Source organism: Kocuria sp. CPCC 205235, from assembly GCF_040980905.1.
GTDB lineage: Bacteria > Actinomycetota > Actinomycetes > Actinomycetales > Micrococcaceae > Kocuria > Kocuria carniphila.
On sequence record NZ_JAVKPR010000009.1, the window covers coordinates 71,013 to 88,209 of the forward strand.

Annotated in this window: 16 protein-coding genes; 8 read left to right on the forward strand and 8 right to left on the reverse strand. The window is 62.0% G+C overall.

Annotated elements, in window-relative coordinates:
* Nucleotides 1–123 precede the first annotated feature (123 nt).
* The 4 genes from RF638_RS08310 to dnaA all read right to left on the reverse strand — a co-directional run bounded on the left by RF638_RS08310 (nt 124) and on the right by dnaA (nt 5,366).
* Nucleotides 124–717, reverse strand: coding sequence for a DUF721 domain-containing protein (locus tag RF638_RS08310; RefSeq protein WP_095797207.1), 594 nt, complete (start codon nt 715–717; stop codon nt 124–126).
* Complete coding sequence (gene recF, locus RF638_RS08315) at nt 710–2,041, reverse strand: DNA replication/repair protein RecF (RefSeq protein WP_254049294.1); 1,332 nt, start codon at nt 2,039–2,041, stop codon at nt 710–712. Before recF ends, RF638_RS08310 begins: the two co-directional genes overlap by 8 nt.
* A 4-nt stretch (nt 2,042–2,045) precedes the next feature.
* Nucleotides 2,046–3,170 (reverse strand): DNA polymerase III subunit beta, encoded by a 1,125-nt coding sequence (gene dnaN, locus RF638_RS08320; protein WP_095797206.1) that lies wholly within the window; start codon nt 3,168–3,170, stop codon nt 2,046–2,048.
* Nucleotides 3,171–3,737: 567 nt separating this feature from the next.
* Complete coding sequence (gene dnaA, locus RF638_RS08325; protein ID WP_368841748.1) at nt 3,738–5,366, reverse strand: chromosomal replication initiator protein DnaA; 1,629 nt, start codon at nt 5,364–5,366, stop codon at nt 3,738–3,740.
* A 427-nt stretch (nt 5,367–5,793) separates the two neighbouring features.
* Here dnaA and rpmH point away from each other — a divergent pair, with 427 nt between their 5' ends.
* The 8 genes from rpmH (at nt 5,794) to RF638_RS08365 (ending at nt 12,400) form a co-directional block, all read left to right on the forward strand.
* Nucleotides 5,794–5,931: a 50S ribosomal protein L34 gene (gene rpmH, locus RF638_RS08330; protein ID WP_095797204.1), complete on the forward strand. Its 138-nt coding sequence runs from the start codon at nt 5,794–5,796 to the stop codon at nt 5,929–5,931.
* Nucleotides 5,932–5,950: 19 nt separating this feature from the next.
* Nucleotides 5,951–6,295, forward strand: coding sequence for a ribonuclease P protein component (gene rnpA / locus RF638_RS08335; protein WP_259914107.1), 345 nt, complete (start codon nt 5,951–5,953; stop codon nt 6,293–6,295).
* 71 nt (nt 6,296–6,366) lie between these two features.
* Entirely contained in the window at nt 6,367–6,804 is a 438-nt protein-coding gene (gene yidD, locus RF638_RS08340; protein ID WP_095797202.1) for a membrane protein insertion efficiency factor YidD, read from the forward strand.
* Nucleotides 6,801–7,790 carry a membrane protein insertase YidC gene (gene yidC, locus RF638_RS08345; protein WP_095797201.1) on the forward strand — a complete coding sequence of 330 codons (990 nt, stop codon included), beginning with the start codon at nt 6,801–6,803 and terminating at the stop codon, nt 7,788–7,790. Before yidD ends, yidC begins: the two co-directional genes overlap by 4 nt.
* Nucleotides 7,791–7,803: 13 nt before the next feature.
* Nucleotides 7,804–8,346, forward strand: a complete 543-nt coding sequence (locus RF638_RS08350) for a R3H domain-containing nucleic acid-binding protein (RefSeq protein ID WP_259914083.1) — start codon at nt 7,804–7,806, stop codon at nt 8,344–8,346.
* A gap of 106 nt (nt 8,347–8,452) precedes the next feature.
* A complete protein-coding gene (gene rsmG / locus RF638_RS08355; RefSeq protein ID WP_095797199.1) occupies nt 8,453–9,076 on the forward strand; it encodes a 16S rRNA (guanine(527)-N(7))-methyltransferase RsmG in 624 nt (207 codons plus the stop codon).
* A 269-nt stretch (nt 9,077–9,345) separates the two neighbouring features.
* The gene (locus RF638_RS08360) at nt 9,346–10,200 is read left to right on the forward strand and encodes a ParA family protein (protein ID WP_095797198.1); all 855 of its coding nucleotides are present in this window, start codon (nt 9,346–9,348) and stop codon (nt 10,198–10,200) included.
* Nucleotides 10,201–11,074: 874 nt separating this feature from the next.
* Entirely contained in the window at nt 11,075–12,400 is a 1,326-nt protein-coding gene (locus RF638_RS08365) for a ParB/RepB/Spo0J family partition protein (RefSeq protein ID WP_368841775.1), read from the forward strand.
* 104 nt (nt 12,401–12,504) lie between these two features.
* Here the strand turns inward: RF638_RS08365 and RF638_RS08370 are convergent, their stop codons facing one another.
* The 4 genes from RF638_RS08370 to RF638_RS08385 all read right to left on the reverse strand — a co-directional run bounded on the left by RF638_RS08370 (nt 12,505) and on the right by RF638_RS08385 (nt 17,186).
* On the reverse strand, nt 12,505–13,668 hold the full coding sequence (locus RF638_RS08370) for a peptidoglycan-binding protein (protein ID WP_368841750.1): 1,164 nt from the start codon (nt 13,666–13,668) through the stop codon (nt 12,505–12,507).
* A gap of 95 nt (nt 13,669–13,763) precedes the next feature.
* A complete protein-coding gene (gene trxA / locus RF638_RS08375) occupies nt 13,764–14,099 on the reverse strand; it encodes a thioredoxin (protein ID WP_095797195.1) in 336 nt (111 codons plus the stop codon).
* Nucleotides 14,100–14,189: 90 nt separating this feature from the next.
* Entirely contained in the window at nt 14,190–15,167 is a 978-nt protein-coding gene (gene trxB / locus RF638_RS08380; protein WP_173674288.1) for a thioredoxin-disulfide reductase, read from the reverse strand.
* Nucleotides 15,168–15,302: 135 nt separating this feature from the next.
* Entirely contained in the window at nt 15,303–17,186 is a 1,884-nt protein-coding gene (locus RF638_RS08385; protein ID WP_368841751.1) for a hypothetical protein, read from the reverse strand.
* Between the last annotated feature and the right edge of the window lie 11 nt (nt 17,187–17,197).

Genomic DNA, 17,197 nt, shown 5'->3' on the forward strand with positions numbered 1-17,197 from the left:
CCGGATAAAGCGCTCAACGGCCCGCAGACGCCCCGAGGGGCCGATCTGATGGGGGACCACATGAGCCGGGGGTGATTCCGAGATTTACGGCGTCTACAGCCTCATCCGGGACATGAAACGTTGTTATCCGTACGTATCGCGGGGTCCGCGGCCCTGCACGGTCCACCGGCCCTTCTTCCAACTGGGCCCCACGGGCCCCTGGATATCGAGCTTGGTCACGATGCCCTCACCCAAGCGATCCGCGAAAGTCCGCAGGATCTGGGACTGCATGAGGCGCAGCTGCGTGGCGTACGCGGTCGAGTCGCAGCGCACGCGCACCACGGTGTCCTCGAAGCTTTCGGGCCACGTGTGCTCGGCGTTGCGGGCGCCCACCAGTGACGCCCAGTCTGCCAACACGCTGCTGACATTCACCGGAGTTTTCCAGCCACGGTGCACGATCAGCGAATCCACGATGTTGCCCAGTTTGCGCGGATCCCGCGCCGACTTTCCGGGTCCGGAGTAACCGCCCATCTGCCGGGCATCCACGGGGCTGTTGTACCGCTGCTTGAGCGCCGGGGATCCGGTGCCATCCTCCATCGCCTGCCCGAAGAACTTCATGTTCTTGGCCGCGGCCGCCTTGGACAGTCGCGAATCCCCGCGTTCCTGGGCCGCTCGGCGCACACGCTGGAGAGCGGATGCTGCTGCGTCGACGACGTCGTCCCGGCTCGGATCAGCCATGCTCGCCTCGATCGCGTGGGGCCTCGGCGACACCTGACTGCTCCCCGAGCCCTTGGCTAGTGGGAATTTGATCAACCGGTGCCCCGCCCGCCATGGGTTGTTCGGCCTGCATCCGCTCGGTAGTGGGCTGCCCTGTAGCTGCGGCCGGGCCAAGTGCAGGGGAAACCGTGACCTGAACTTCGCCGGGGCTCACGCGCACCACCCGGTGGGGGTTTTCGCGCAAAGCTGGCGGAAGGTCCTCGTCCACCGCGGCTGTCACTAAAACCTGCTCGGCCTGTTGCACCAGCTGGGCCAGCTTCTGTCTGCGCCGCGCATCCAGTTCCGCGAATACGTCGTCCAGGATCAACACTGGTGCCGCGCCCTCGTTGGGGTCGTCGGCCACGTGGACATACCAGGACCCCAACCGGAGGGCGAGGGCCGTGGACCATGTCTCGCCGTGAGAGGCGTAGCCCTTGGCAGGGGTGTCGCCCAGAGAAATCACCATGTCGTCGCGGTGCGGTCCCACCAGGGTGATCCCGCGTTCTTGTTCCTGTCGCGCGACCCGTTCGAAGGCCTGAAGCATCAGCTCGTAGAGGTCTTCCACGGAGAAATGTTCCAGCGCTGCGGCGTCCGAAGAAGGATCCAACGACGAGCACTCGTAGCGCAGCTCTACGTGCTTGGGTCCGTCCGTGAGTTGCTGATAAGCCCGGTCCACCTCGGGTTCCAGCGCCTTGAGCAGCTGTAACCGGGCGCCCATGACGGCGGCGCCGGCCCGCGCGAGTTGTTCATTCCACACGGCCAACGTGGCCTGGTGGGATTCCGAGTTCTGGCGGGAGTAACGAGCCGATTTCAGCAGTGCATTGCGCTGTCTCAGAGCTCGTTCGTAATCACTGCGAGCGGCCGCGAGCACCGGACGCATGGAAGTTGCCAAATCATCCAGGAACTTCCGCCGATGCCCCGGATCGCCCTTGACCAAGGTCAGGTCCTCCGGGGAGAACACCACGGTGTGAAGAATGCCCACGGCTTCCCGTGCGCGCACCGCAGCGGCCCGGTTGATCTGTACCCGATTGGCCCGACCCTCGTTGAGCTCGAATTCCAGAACCGTTTGCTGGCTGGCGCGACGGACCCGAATTCTCACGATGGCTCGCTCGGAACCGGTTTTGATCAGTGGGGTATCGCTGGCCACGCGATGGGAAGACAGGTTGGCTGCCCAGTCGATGGCCTCGACCACGTTGGTTTTGCCCACACCATTGGGACCTACGAAGACGGTCAGCCCGCGGTCCAGGGCCAGATCGAGACTTGCGTAGGTCCTGAAATCCAGCAGGGACAGGTGGTCTACGAACACACGATCACTGGTTGGGCAACCGCACCGGCATCAGCAGGTACTTGTAATCCACGTTGTCCTCGCCGTCCTGCTCTGCCTGGGCGGAGAGAACCGCGGGCTTGGGTGGAGCAGTGAAAGAAAACCGCACGTACTGAGAATCGAACGCGTGCAGGCCCTCCGACAGGTAGGTGGGATTGAACGCCACCGTGATGTCGTCTCCGTTCAGCTGAGCGTCCAGGACCTCGGAGGCCTGGGCGTCCTCGCCCGTGCCGGCGTCCAGGGCGACCTGACCCTGGGTGAAAGCCAGACGAACCGGGGTGTTGCGCTCAGCAACCAGGGACACGCGGCGAACCGCTTCCACCAAATCGGCGGTCTTCACCGCGGCCGTGATGGGGGTGTTCTCGGGGAACAGCGACCGAATCTTGGGGTATTCGCCGTCGATCAGGAGACTGGTGGTTCGGCGCCCCCCGGACTCGAACCCGACCAGTTCCGCGTTGTCCGCCAGTGCCACGTTCACATCACCGGAGGCGCCGAGGGTCTTAGCGATGTCGTTCAGCGTTTTGGCCTTGATCAACGCAGCAGTGGAGATCGTGGGATCCGAGGGGCGCCACGTGAGCTCACGCATGGCCAATCGGTAACGGTCGGTCGCGAGCAATGTGATCTTCTCGCCCTCGATCTCCATACGGACACCGGTCAGGATCGGCAGGGTGTCGTCCTTGGACGCGGCAATGTTGACCTGGCCTACGGCATGGGCGAACTCGTCACCGGTGATGACACCCGAGAGCTCGGGAAGGGCCGGCAGCTGCGGGTAGTCATCGACCGGCATGGCCGCGAGATTGAACTTGGACGACTTACACGTGAGCGTGACTTTTCCGCCGTCGGCTTCGACCTGGACGGGTGCCGAGGGCAAGGAACGGCAAATGTCCGCAAGAAGCCGACCGGAGACCAGGGTGGTGCCTTCTTCCTGGACATCGGCACTGATGGTCAGGCGAGCAGAGATCTCGTAGTCAAAGCTTGCGATCGACAGTGATCCGTTGTCGGCCTTGATGAGGAGTCCGGAGAGTACGGGTACCGGCGGGCGTGGTGACAAGGATCGTGCCGTCCATGTGACTGCTTCAGCCAGTACGTCGCGCTCGACGGAGAACTTCACGGCAATGCCCCTTTGGTCTAAAAAATGTGTAACTCGCCGTGTGCATCGTATCCGCCTTGAGCGGCGAGTATCGAGCCCGCAGCACTGCGGTGGAGTGCGGAAATTTGTAATTACAGGTTCTCGACCGGGCTCGAGGCGGGCCGTGCGGGGCAAGATTTTTGTTATTCGGTGGATTTCTCTTTAAGGGTAAGAGTGTTAATAACCCATGTGGAAACTGTGGATAACTGCCTGCTTCCCGCTGTTTGAACGGTTCGAGCCTGTTGACGTCCTGTGCTTAACTTCGGGTCCGTCTGTGGTCGCTCAGTGCACAACTTCCGCGGTATTCCGCGGGATCCACAGGGTCGTCCCCCGAACACGGATGCTTATCCACCGAAGCACGAACGTTGTCCACAAAGTTTTCCACATTGGCTGATTTCAGGTTGTGCACAACCCGTCCACACGGCCACCGGGAACTGTGCATGGAGCGTCGTCGTCACTGGTCCTGAGCGGTGCGAAGCTGTGGACAAATCACAAAAAGAAGGTCCCGGCCAACTGGCCGGGACCCTGAAGAATTGTCGAAATGCGAACTCAGCCCTCGCGGGACTGCTGCTTGATGCGGTTGGTCAACTCGGTGACCTGGTCGAAAATCTGACGACGCTCGGCCATCAGGGTGCGAATCTTGCGGTCCGCGTGCATCACCGTGGTGTGATCGCGCCCGCCCAGTTCCTGGCCGATCTTGGGCAGGGACATGTCCGTGAGTTCGCGCAGTAGGTACATCGCGATCTGTCGCGCGGTCACGAGCGTGCGGGTGCGGGACTTGGACTTGAGCTCGTCCAGGGTGATGTTGAAGAAGGCAGCGGTCTGACCCAGGATCGAAGCGGCCGTGATTTCCTGCCCGCCGTCCTCGGTGATCAGATCCTTCAGAACCAGCTCGGCCAACGGCAGGTCCACCGCTTGCTTGTTCAGCGATGCGAAGGCGGTGACGCGGATCAGCGCGCCCTCGAGCTCGCGAATGTTGGTGGAGATGTGCGAGGCGATGTACTCCATCACGTCATCGGGGGCGTCCATACCCTCACTAATGGCCTTCTTGCGGAGGATCGCGATACGCGTCTCCAACTCGGGCGGCTGCACATCGGTGATCAGACCCCACTCGAACCGGGACCGCATACGCTCGGCAAAACCGGTGAGCTGTTTGGGCGGCATGTCGGAGGTGATCACGATCTGCTTCTCGTGATTGTGCAGAGCGTTGAACGTGTGGAAGAACTCTTCCTGCGTGTGTTCCTTGCCGGCCAGGAACTGGATGTCGTCGATCAGCAGCATGTCCACGTTGCGGTAGATGCCCTTGAACGAGGAACCCTCGTCATCACGAATCGAATTGATGAAGTCGTTGGTGAACTCTTCGGAGTTCACGTAGCGCACGCGCAACTTGGGGTAGAGCCGCTTGGCGTAGTGCCCGATGGCGTGCAGCAAGTGGGTCTTACCCAGCCCCGAATCCCCGTATATGAACAGCGGGTTATATGCCTTGGCCGGCGTTTCTGCCACGGCAAAGGCCGCGGCGTGGGCGAAACGGTTGGACTGGCCGATCACGAACGAGTCGAATACGTACTTGGGGTTCAACCGCGCGGAACTATCCCATTCGGCATCCGAGGGGCTGGTGTCCGTTCCATTAGTGGTGCTCAGCGGTTCACGCGGCCGCGCGGGAGGCGCCGCCTGCGGATCTCGACGCGGGGGCAGATCCTCGTAATGACGCGTGGTCGATTCCGCGGCCATGGTGTCGGTCAGCCCGCTCGGCATCGGACTCGGGTGATCGGTACGCGGCACATCCACGCCGGGGGTGGGAGGTGCGGTGGGGGTGCTGCGGTTACGTTCGGCCTCGAGCTCCTCGATCGAGGGAACTTGTGAATCAACAGCCGGCGCGGGAGCCTCGTTCTCCGGCGGGGTCAGTCCGAGTTCGGTGTCCACGACAAAGGCGACCAAAGTCTCGGGGCCGAAAACCCGGCCCACGGCCTCGTCCAGAACGGCCGCCATGCTGCGGTGCTGGAAGTACTCGCGGGTGCGCTCGTTGGGGACGGCCACCAGAAGGGTGGTACCCATGAGGCCCTGGGGCTCGGACAACGAGATGAAGCCCCGGGACCGGCCCGTCACGCTGGGATGTTCCTTCATGTACCGGACGCATTCGGCCCACTGTTGGAGCAGGGGCTGATTGTCCTGGTGCATGAAATTCTCCTGACGGTAGCGGCGGGTCGAGGCTAGTTTTCCACAGAGTTATACACAGCAGTGGATAAACCAGAGTGGGGGAACCCGTAACGGACAGCCTAGAACATGCATCACGGCACTTCATAGCCCCATTCAGCCATTGTGGAGAACTACAACCTTGTAGTTCGCGCCTGGGGATAACCTCGTTCACAGTCGTCTCCCGGGGCCCTTGTCCACACGATCCACAGCCTGTGAATTCACACCTGTGGAGAAGATCGTGACGAACCCCTGATTTGACCGGGGGCGGGCGATTGACTACTGTAAATCAGTCTTGTGCGTTTATGCTCGGGCCTTTCTGCCGTGCCTACGCACCCAAATACCTACCGCGTGCCCATCCCGTGCAACCGCACGGTTCAAGCACCGTTGTCCCAACCTTGTGGAGTGACTAATGACCAAGCGGACTTTCCAGCCGAATAACCGCCGTCGTGCCCGTAAGCACGGCTTCCGCGCTCGTATGCGCACCCGCGCAGGCCGCGCCATCCTGAATGCCCGCCGTGGCAAGGGTCGCGCTTCTCTGTCGGCCTAAGTTGTAGAGGCCTCGCACCGTGCTGCCAGTCCAGCATCGGATGCGCACCTCGGCGCAGTTTTCTGCAACCGTACGTTCCGGCGCCCGTAGTGGACGCCGGAACGTCGTCGTATCCGTACGCGTGAGTGAGCAGGACCAGCCGACCCGAGTGGGATTCGTGGTCTCCAAGGCCGTGGGTAACGCGGTGGTTCGTAACAAGGTCAAACGCCGGTTGCGAGAACTTGCCGCTGACACGGTCCGATCGCGTCCCACCGGCCACGATGTGGTCGTGCGGGCCCTACCCGCCTCGGCGGGTGCGGCCTGGAGCGAACTTGGCGACGACTACCGGGGCGCGTATTTGAGCGCGGTCCGGAAGGCCGGATAGCAACAGACTTCGGCATCGCCCAGGGCAATGCCGTACCGTTCGATGTGCAAGGTATTGGAGGAGGCGCACACGTGGAAGACCGGGTGGAAGCCGACGCTCTCCTGAACCGAGCGCCTCACGAGTACCGCAGGGCGCACAGTGCACTTGGTGCCATCAAGTACGCTCCGCAGAACCTGTGCATTGCACTGCTCAAACTGTATCGATCCATTGTGTCCCCGCTCTACGGGGATGTGTGCCGTTACTTCCCGTCATGCTCGGCCTACGCACTCGAAGCCTTCACCGTTCACGGTGTGGCTCGCGGACTGGGGTTGAGCGTCAAGCGCCTGTTGCGCTGTCATCCTTGGGCGGCGGGCGGAATCGACCGAGTTCCGGACGGTGGGCGAGAGTTCCACTCGCTGTCCGAAACGCCGAAAATCATGCTGCTCAACCACCCGAACCTCGCGCGTGAGACCACGTGCGACCGCCCAGGTCACCACCACGGCGTGACCCAAGGAGCCAACGTTCGATGAATTTCTTCGACATCATCCTCTTCCCCTTCAGCTGGGCCGTTTCGGCGGTGCTGTGGGTCTTCCACGAATTGCTCACCGCCATTGGCATGGACCCGACTTCGGGTATCACCTGGGTGTTGTCGATCGTGGGTCTGACCCTGGTGATGCGTACGCTCACCATTCCCTTGTTCTTGAAGCAGATCAAGTCCATGCGAGGCATGCAGGAACTGCAGCCGGAAATGGCCAAGCTGCAGGCCAAGTACAAGGGCAAGAAGGACCAGCTCTCGCGCCAGGCCATGGCCGAAGAGCAGATGGCCCTGTACAAGAACCACGGGTCCAACCCGTTCTCGGCGTGCCTGCCCATCCTGGTGCAGATGCCCATCTTCTTCGCCTTGTTCCAGGTGCTGCGCTCTGTCCCCGAGGCCGCCGGTAAGGGCGAGTCGATCCACGTTCTGACCCCGCAGCTGGTCGAGCAGTTCAACGCGTCCACCATTTTTGGCGCTCCCCTGTTCTCCACCCTGATGCAGCCCGGTGCCGGCAACCACACCGCGACCGTGGTGCTGGCGATTGTCATGATCGTGGCGATGTCCGCCACGCAGTTCATCACGCAGAAGCAGCTGACCGTGCGCAACATGAGCGATGCTGCCAAGCAGTCGCCCATGTACCGCCAGCAGCAGATGATGCTCTACCTGTTCCCCTTGGTCTTCGCGATCGGTGGCATCAACTTCCCGCTGGGTGTGCTCATTTACTGGACCGTGTCCAACCTGTGGTCCATGGGCCAGCAGTGGTGGGTTATCCGCAACAACCCCACCCCGGGTTCCCAGGCCGAGCGTGAGCTCAACGAACGTCGTGCCGCCAAAGGTCTGCCCCCGGTGGGCGTGACCAAGGAAGAGCACGAGGAGAAGCTGGAAGAGCAGCGTCAGCGCGCGGCCGCGGGCCAGCGCAAGCAGCCCGTGTCCAAGAAGCGTCAGAAGCAGCAGCAGATCCGCAAGAAGCAAGGGTCCTGAGGGAGAGCGTCGAATGAACGAGAACGATAACAACCAGGACACTGTGGCCGAGGAACAGTCCGGCGACGTCTTGGAAGCCCAGCTCAGCCCCCTTGAGGAAGAAGGCGAGATCGCGGCCGACTACATCGAGGAGCTGCTCGATACCGCTGACATCGACGGTGACATAGACATCGAGGTCCGCGACGGCCGCACGTACGTGTCCGTGGTGACCGAGGACGATCAGGACGCCGAACTCGAGGCCCTCGTGGGGCCCAAGGGCGAGGTTCTGGATTCCCTGCAGGAGCTGGTGCGGCTGGCGGTACTGTCCGCCACGGAGCGTCGCAGCCGCTTGGTTCTGGACGTTGCCGGTTACCGCGAGGAACGTGCCGGGGCGCTACGCGAGATGGCGGAGCAGGCCGTGACCCAGGTTCAGTCCACCGGTGACAGCGTGCACCTGGATCCCCTGTCCGCTTACGAGCGCAAAATTATTCACGACGCCGTGGCCGAGGCCGGCCTGATCTCCGAGTCCGAGGGCGAGGGCGCCGGTCGCCACATCGTCATCTCGGCAGCGGGCTAGGTCTGTGGCACAGTCACGCTCGTCCAAGGCGAACGACGCCGCTCCCGGGCCTTCACAGGCTCCCGCTGAGTCCAGGCCCGCTCCCGATCCACAGCCGGCACCCCCGTTGGAGGGTGCCGAGCTGGAGGCTGCTCAGCAGTTGTTCGGGGACAGGCTCGATCTGGCCAAGCGATACACGGAGCACTTGGCGTCCTCCGGGATTGTTCGCGGCCTGATCGGCCCGCGTGAAGCCCCCCGGCTCTGGGAACGTCACGTGCTCAACTGCGCGGTCGTGCAGGAACTGATCCCCGAGAAGGCACGGGTCGTGGACGTGGGGTCCGGTGCCGGACTGCCGGGTTTGTGCTTGGCGCTCGCCCGTCCGGACATCTCCATGACCTTGGTCGAGCCGCTGGAACGCCGTGTGCAGTGGCTCAACGAAGTCATTGAAGACCTGGAGCTGACCAACGTCACGGTGCTGCGGGCTCGAGCAGAGCAGGCGAAGAAGGAATTGAAGAACGTTGATGTGGTGACCGCACGCGCGGTGTCCGCCCTCATCGGCCTGATCGACATCACCCTCCCCTTGCTCAAAGGTAGGGGTCAGCTCCTGGCACTCAAGGGGCGCTCTGCACAGGACGAGGTCGATAAGGCCAAGAAGAAGTTCAATCGTTTCGGTGTTCGGTCAGCCGAGGTGCTCACCGTGGGAGATGATCTGCTGAGGGAACCCACCACGGTGGTCCGCATCGAATTGTGATCCGGGTCAGTGTGAACGATCTCGCTGGGTAAGCTAACCCCAGAACAGTCTGTAACCGTCGGAGAGGACAAGTGGTACGAGTGGAGCAGAACGCCGATACTCGGGACAACCGAGCGCGCGGTCATGACTTCGGTCTTCCACCGGATCCCGTAGCACAATCAGAAAAGGTTGTTCCCGACCGAGGTCGTCATGTTTCACGTGAAACGGACACCCAGCACGGTACGGCAGCGCAAGAAGCAGTAGCGGATACCGCTCTCGGGAGGAAGCTCGTGGAAGAGAACAAACGTCGGGCAAAGCTCAAGCAGTCCAAGATCGACCCCCCTGCTGAAACCCGCTACATCACCATCAGTAACCAGAAGGGTGGCGTGGGTAAGACCAGCACCTCGGTGAACCTGGCTGTCGCGCTCGCGCAGCAAGGGCAGAACGTCCTGGTAGTCGACAACGATCCCCAGGGCAACGCCTCCACTGCCTTGGGGATTCCCCACGGTACGGATGTGGACAGCGTGTACGACGTCTTGATCGATGAGACTCCGATTGCTGATGTCGTACAGGAATCTCCGGAGATGGACAATCTGTGGGTACTGCCCGCCACCATCGACCTGGCTGGTGCGGAGATTGAACTGGTCTCCGTGGTGGCCCGTGAGCAGCGTCTGCAGCGTGCACTCAAGGAGTACGCCAAAGCACGCGAGGAACGTGGCGAACCTCGGCTCGATTACGTGTTCATTGACTGCCCGCCGAGCCTAGGTTTGTTGACCATCAATGCCTTCGTTGCCGCTACTGAGGTTCTGATCCCGATCCAGTGCGAATACTACGCTCTGGAGGGTCTGAGCCAGCTGCTGAACAACATCAACATGATTCAGAAGCACCTGAACCCGGAGCTGTCGGTGTCTTCCATTCTGCTGACCATGTACGACGGTCGTACCAACCTCGCGTCGCAGGTTGCGGACGAGGTTCGGCAGCATTTCCCCGATCAGGTGATGAACACGATGATCCCGCGCTCGGTTCGTATTTCCGAGGCGCCGAGTTATCAGCAAAGTGTCATCACCTATGACCCCAGCTCCACGGGTGCGCTGTCTTATCTTGAGGCAGCAGTGGAACTGGGGGCACGGTCCCCCAAGGGGTAGCACTTATGTTTCACGTGAAACATTGCTCAACGTTTCACGTGAAACATACTCCAGACACGTGGAAGCGGGTCGCGACCGATAGGGTCGCGGCCCGCTTTTGCGTGTTGAGAGGGGGGTCGAGCACATGAACCCGCTGCGCATGTTTCACGTGAAACATTTACAGACCCATGCGGTAAACACAGCCCGTGAAAGTTTGAAGAGAACAAGATGGCCCAGTAACCCTTGAGCGGAATCAACACGACTTCAAGGATTCTGGAGGCCGCAACACGGTATCGCGGTGTACTAGGACCGAATCGAAACCAAAAATCACGGATAAGATGAACGTCGGATAAACGACGAAAGGATCCCTGTGAGCGAGAAACGTCGCGGCCTCGGCCGTGGTCTTGGTGCCCTCATTCCTAGTGGCCCGGTGACGCAGTCTGAAACGGCTGAAAAGAAGGATGCCGTAACGAGTTCACCGGACCCCTCGGAAAAGAAGAGCCCTGCGCGGGCAGGACAACCGGACACAAAGAAAACGCCAGCTCCCCAGAAGACGTCTGCTTCGGGAAACGCATCTACCAAGGACTCGTCGAGCGCACCTAAAGACACAGAGTCGGGTAAGGAGACAGCGAAACGGAAGTCCGTTACGACCGACGGGAAGAAGAAGACAGAGAACCAGTCGGCCTCCACAACGAAGACGACAGCAACGACTAAGCGGTCGCCTCGCACTGCAAGGGCCAGCGGGAAGACATCGGCCGAGGGTCCGATCGCGGATGTTTCACGTGAAACATCCGCGACCCAGCAAAGAAGGGACGCAAGTCAGCCCAAGACTCCAGCTGCCGAGAATCAGGTTCAGCCCAAGAGCGGAAAATCATCGGCAAGAGGTCGCCGCGATATGGGGCAAGCGCTGCGAAGTACCACTACCGTGAGACGGCCAGTCGACATGTTCTTCTTGCCATCGGAGACTACTGAATCCGTCCAAGCGGACGGAACGGAGCATGAGAGTTCCTCTGTTTCATCCGAAACACCCGAACAAACCGACGAATCGGGCGAGGGTCGGCTTGCCGAGGCGAGCAATGTTTCACGTGAAACATTGGCCACGCCTGAGGGGGATGTCGACACTCCCACGAGCAAGGCAGACGGCCATAGGAAGAGTAGCCCCACCTCTAAGGGCGCGAACGACAAGGTGAGGTCGACGAGTACTGAGGAAGAGGCCACTGCAGCGGGTCGCCCGACTACGAGAACGAACGGCCCCAAGACCGAGAACGGGATAAAGGAGTCGGAAACGAGTTCCGCTGGGGAACAGTCCGGAGTTGCAGACGCGGGCGCCGTGGATGTTTCACGTGAAACATCACCGACCCAGAACAGCGATGAGAATATACAAGATCTCGCAATGGTTCCCGGAGCCCAGTTTGCCGAGATTGCCGTTGCGGACATTCACCCCAACCGAAAGCAGCCACGACAGGTTTTTGACGAGGATGAGCTGGCTGAACTAGCGTTCTCGGTCAAGGAACTGGGTGTTCTGCAACCCGTTGTCGTGCGTCCCAGTCGTGAAGGCGAGGGAGCCAAATACGAACTCGTAATGGGTGAACGTCGTTGGCGAGCCGTACAGAAGGCTGGCATGGATGCCATTCCCGCGATTATTCGTGAGACATCCGACGACGACCTGCTCCGCGATGCCCTCCTGGAGAACTTGCACCGGTCTCAGCTGAATCCCTTGGAAGAAGCGGCTGCTTATCAGCAGCTTCTGGAGGAGTTCGGTGCAACGCAGGATGAGCTCTCACAGCGTATTGGTCGTTCACGGCCTCAGATTTCCAACACCTTGCGCTTGCTCCGTCTCCCACCTTTGGTGCAGCGCCGTGTCGCCGCGGGTGTCCTGAGCTCCGGACATGCCCGTGCGCTGCTCGGTCTGACGGATCCTGCGGAAATGGAACGTCTGGCTCAGCGCATTGTTGCGGAGGGAATGTCGGTGCGCGCTACCGAAGAGACCGTTGCCCTGTCCGATGGGCTCAAGCGGCACGCGACCAAACGGAAGACTGCTTCTCACCGCCACGACGATCGTTTGAACTACATCGCCGATGCCTTCTCCGATCGGTTGGATACCTCCGTGAAGATTCAATTGGGAGCTCGTAAGGGCAAGATGACCATTGAGTTCGCCACGGTAGAGGACCTCAACAGAATCATCGACGTCCTGGATCCCAAGATAGACGATCGCGGCTAGTCTCGGGGTGAGTCGGCATCCAGTACTAACCTGACGAACAGAGAAGTGGCCCCGATGTTTCACGTGAAACATCGGGGCCACATTCATACCCACGCGAGCGAGTCCTATTTGTTGTAGTACGCCTCAATATCGGACAAGCTCATGGTTCCGGTGGCCACGGTGTCATTGGACTGAACGAACATGCGCTGCAGAGCGCAGAGAATCGACTCTGCCAGCCGCTCCCGGTGTTCCGGATCCTCGAGCTGGCCACTATCGCTGGAACTCGACAGGTACCCCAAGTCCACCCACACGGTGGGTGCGTCGGAGTATCGCAAGAGCTCCCACTGGCGAGCGTGACAACCAAGATCCTGGGCACCCGTGCGTGAGACGAGCTCTTTCAGGATGTAGCGTGCCGCCATCTCGCCAATGGGTGAATATGTCTCTGTACCGTCCTGGTTACCCCAGTAGTATGTGGCCACACCGTTGGCCGAGCCAGAGGTATTCCAGTCGCAATGCAGGGTGAGCACCAGGGCATCCGAGTGACCATCGGTAGCAATCGCCTTGGTCTCTGCCGTGCGTACAGGTTCGCCGGCCTTGGTCGTGTAATTCTCGGTTCCGACCACGATGGGTGAGGCACCCACGTTGTTCAGTAGCTCGTAGGTGCGCAGAGCCACGTCGGTGGTGATGCGCTCCTGATCACCGGTGAACTGCTCCGGTGCGGATGGTGACACAGCTTGCCCGGATGAAGCCCACGGAAGCAGAATGATCACTCGCTGCTTGAGGGCATTCGTGGCCTGTTCCAGCCGCGCGTAGTCGCGGAGGGAGTAGGCCTTGGACGAGGTGATGTTCTTGTTGATCCGCGCCAACGCGGCAATGGTGTCGAGATCCACCACACCATTCGGTTCCAGACCCAAGTTCTCCTGCAACTCCACTACTGCGTAGTGGGTCTTGCGGCAGAACACACCATTCAGGTGACCGTAGTAGAAACCCAACCGGGAGAGGTTGGCTTGGATCCGCTCTACGTCCTCCCCGCGTAGGGGATGCTCGGCGTCGAAGTACAACGGTCGGTCACCCAGGGTGTACTGAGCCTGCGTCAATGCCGTTTCGGTCTCCGGACCGAGCACGCCATCCACGATCAGACCCTTGTTCTGTTGAAAGGTCCGCAGAGCGCCGTCGAGCGCTTCGTCGAAGTGGGACGGATCGGTCACGGTGTCCGGGGACAGACCAGTGGCACCTTCGCAGGCGCGGATCAGGCGATCACGAAGCCCCACCACACGCCTATCGGTCATTCCCAAGCGAAGGTTGGGCGTGTTTGGCTCGGGTGTCACTGGTCTTCCCCCTGACGGTTGTGAAATGTGACGTGCGTGAGCGGTGTGCTGCGCGCTCAGGCCGACGGGGTCAGGTAGTCCGCGAATTCTTTTTCCAGCGCGGACTTGGGCTTGGCGCCGATGGAGGTCTTGGCCAGCTCACCGTTGGCGAACAAGTAGACGGCAGGAATGGAAGTGATGCCGTACTTGGAGGCGATGGCGGGGTTGTCGTCGACGTTCACCTTAACGACGTCCACGTTGTCCGCGTATTCAGCGGCAATGGCGTCCAGCACGGGTCCCAGCTGGCGGCAGGGTCCGCACCATTCGGCCCAGAAGTCCACGATGGTGGGCTTGGAGTTCTCCAGCACCTCGGCCTGGAAGTTGGCGTCGGTGACATCCTTGGCTGCACTCATGTCGAGTAGTTCCTTTCAAACGGGTGGTTGACCGGCCTCAACGGCCGGTTCACCAATGGTTGAGATCGATTATGACAAAGTCCCCTGTGATCAGCTGTCCAGGGCGGCCAAGTAGTGCTCCACGTCGATCGCGGCAACACATCCCGAGCCCGCGGCGGTGATTGCCTGGCGGTAGGTGGCATCCACCACATCACCGGCAGCGAAGACACCGGGGAGGGACGTGGTCGAGGAGCGGCCGTCCACGGCAATAGTGCCGTCAACGGTCAGATCCAACTGATCCTTGACCAGATCCACGCGGGGGTCGGAGCCGATGGCCACGAACAAGCCGGTGATGTCCAGCTCTGAAGTTTCACCGGTCACGGTGTCCTCCAGGGTCAGGGACTCCACCTTGGTGTCTCCGTGAATGTCTTTGACGGCCTTGTTCCACAGGATCTCGATCTTTGGATCGTCGAACGCGCGCTGCTGCATGATCTCCGAGGCGCGGAACGAGTCACGGCGGTGGATCAGGGTGACCTTGGACGCGAACTTGGTCAGGAAGGTGGCCTCCTCGATCGCGGAGTCACCGCCACCCACCACGGCAATGTTCTGTTCCTTGAAGAAGAAGCCGTCGCACGTGGCGCACCACGAGACGCCGTGGCCGGACAGCCGTTCCTCGTTGGGCAGGCCCAGCTTGCGGTAGGCGGAACCCGTAGACATGATCACGGTGCGGGTGCGCAGCACGGTGCCGTCCTCCACGGTGACGGTCTTGATCTCACCGTCGAGTTCCACGGAGGTGACGTCCTCGAAGCGAATGTCCGCCCCGAAGCGTTCGGCCTGCTGCTGCATGTTGGTCATGAGGTCCGGGCCCATGATGCCCTCGATGAAACCGGGGTAGTTCTCCACGTCGGTCGTGTTCATGAGCTCGCCACCCGCGGTCACGGAGCCCGCGATCACGATGGGCTTGAGGTCCGCGCGAGCCGCATAAATAGCGGCGGTGTAGCCGGCGGGACCGGAACCCACGATGACCACGTCGTGAACGGCGTCGTCGGAGGTGCCCGGGGTGGTCTCCTGCGCCGCGGCCGGCGTCAGGTTCAAGTTCACGGCGTTCGCGAAGGAGGGGCCGAGATCATTGCTCACGTGTAGTAGACCTTTCTGAGGATTGCCGCGTGCGCGGCTGGAAACTACTGGAAGAACGTGCCGGTACGGCGTGAATATTCCGGGTGCTTACTGCACCGTTACTTCGCCGATGCGCAGGCCGTACTGATAGCCACCAATGGGATTGGTGAGCTGCGGCAACTGATCCCACACGACCAGAACGTACTGATGCTCGCCGTCCTGCGCGGCCTGGTCGAGGGGCACGGTGATCTGCGGGCCCGTGAACGAACCGGTGCCCACCTGCTGCGCGCCGTCCATGGAGGGTGTGTCCGAGACGTACACGGTGAAGTTGCCACCCGTTCCGCTGGACTGGTCGATCGTGATCTCGGACAGCGGCGCGGGTTCCTCAAGTTCCACGGCCAGGCCCACGTAGTCGATCAGGTTGCCGAAGGCGGCGTTGGAGAAGCCGTAGCTGAGCCAGTAGGTAGACGGATTGTCGTCAATGGCCTGACTCAGGGTCGCGTCCGTGTCGGCCATGAAGTTGGGATCCGAGGTCACGCGCGTGACGTCCTGGGCCTGGGGTTCTACTTGATCATCGGCCGGTTCGCTTTCCTGGGGCGCCGACGTCGTTTGCTCGCCCTGCGGAGCCGGGTCCGAGTCATCGCCGCCGAACTGTCCCGTCAATGACCCCAGCGCCCGGAAGCCGAAGACCACCGCGGCCAGCAGGACCAGGATCAGCAGGAGCAACAACAGGGCCCGCAGGGGGCCGTTGCGCTTCTTGCCGGGTGACTCGGGGTCGGCGGTGGCCCCGCCACCGTGACCGGCACCTGAACCACCAGCGGCTCCGGCCGTGGCCTCCGGGTAGTCGGCGTCAGCGTAGTCGGAGGTTGCGTGTCCGGCGCCTGTGGCGTCGCCCCGAGAAGAGGTACCGGTTCCAGAGGCATTCGCGGCTCCGGCCGCACCAACCGCTCCCGCAGCACCTGCCGCGCCCACGGCACCCGCACCGGCCGCGCCCGAGCGAGCGGATCCGTCCTTACGGTGGTCATCGCGGTGGCCCTTGTGGTCGTCCGTGTACTCGTCGGAGTACTCATCGACGGGCTCTTCCCCGCGCTCGATGGCTTCGTCCGTTGCGGCGGCCCCCGCGGGGGTGGCGGCACCGGAGTGGCCCTGGCCGGGGGTCTCGTCCTCGATCACCGGGTAGCCGGTGAGTCGTTCGGGTTTCCCCTCGTTGGCTTCGAAGCTTTCGTAGCGGTTGTCGCCGTCATAGGTGGGGTCGTTCTTGCCTGCGGCGGCTGCGGAGGCACCCACAGCGGCACCGCTTCCGCCGGCTGCGGCGCGATCGAAGAGAGTGGAACGGGTGGACTCGGGGTCCACCTTGCGAGCCCGGCCCAGTTTGTTGCGCACCGAGGGCGCGGCGGGAGCGTTCTCGTAGGCCTCGTACTCGTCGTCGCTCCACTTGGTCACGGCGGGCTTCCGCGCGGCCTGGGCGTCGTCGCGCGCCCCAGTGGCATCGTTGGATGCGTCCGCACCGGTTCCTGCGGCGGGCACGGCCTGGTGCGGCTGCGTGGGGTCCGGTTCCTCGTAAACGTAGGGGGAAGCCGGCGCGGTGCGGGAATCGCCGAAGATGTCGTCCGACAGGGATTCGTCCTCGAGCTCGTTCTCCGCCACGAGCAGGGTGTCCAGCAGATCAGCGGCGGGCGCGTAGGAGGTCACAACATAGGTGGTGTCCTGGGTCTGTCCGAGATCGAGGATCTGGAAGCGGTCACTGCCCGAGCCCGAGGCCAGGGAGCGCGCATTGGCCACCATGAGCTGTTCGTGGTGGTCACCGGGCACCAGGATGGACACCCGGCGCCGCAGGATCTGGTCCTCACCCTGCAGGACGTGATCATCATCGGCGCTGGTCAGCAGCGACGCGGTGACCTGGTAGCGGCCTCCCAGAACAGTTCCGAGCGCAATGGGCTGGGACACAGCGAACTCCCTCGAGTTACGGCGCCCGGCACGGTTGGCGGGCACGACGACAAACT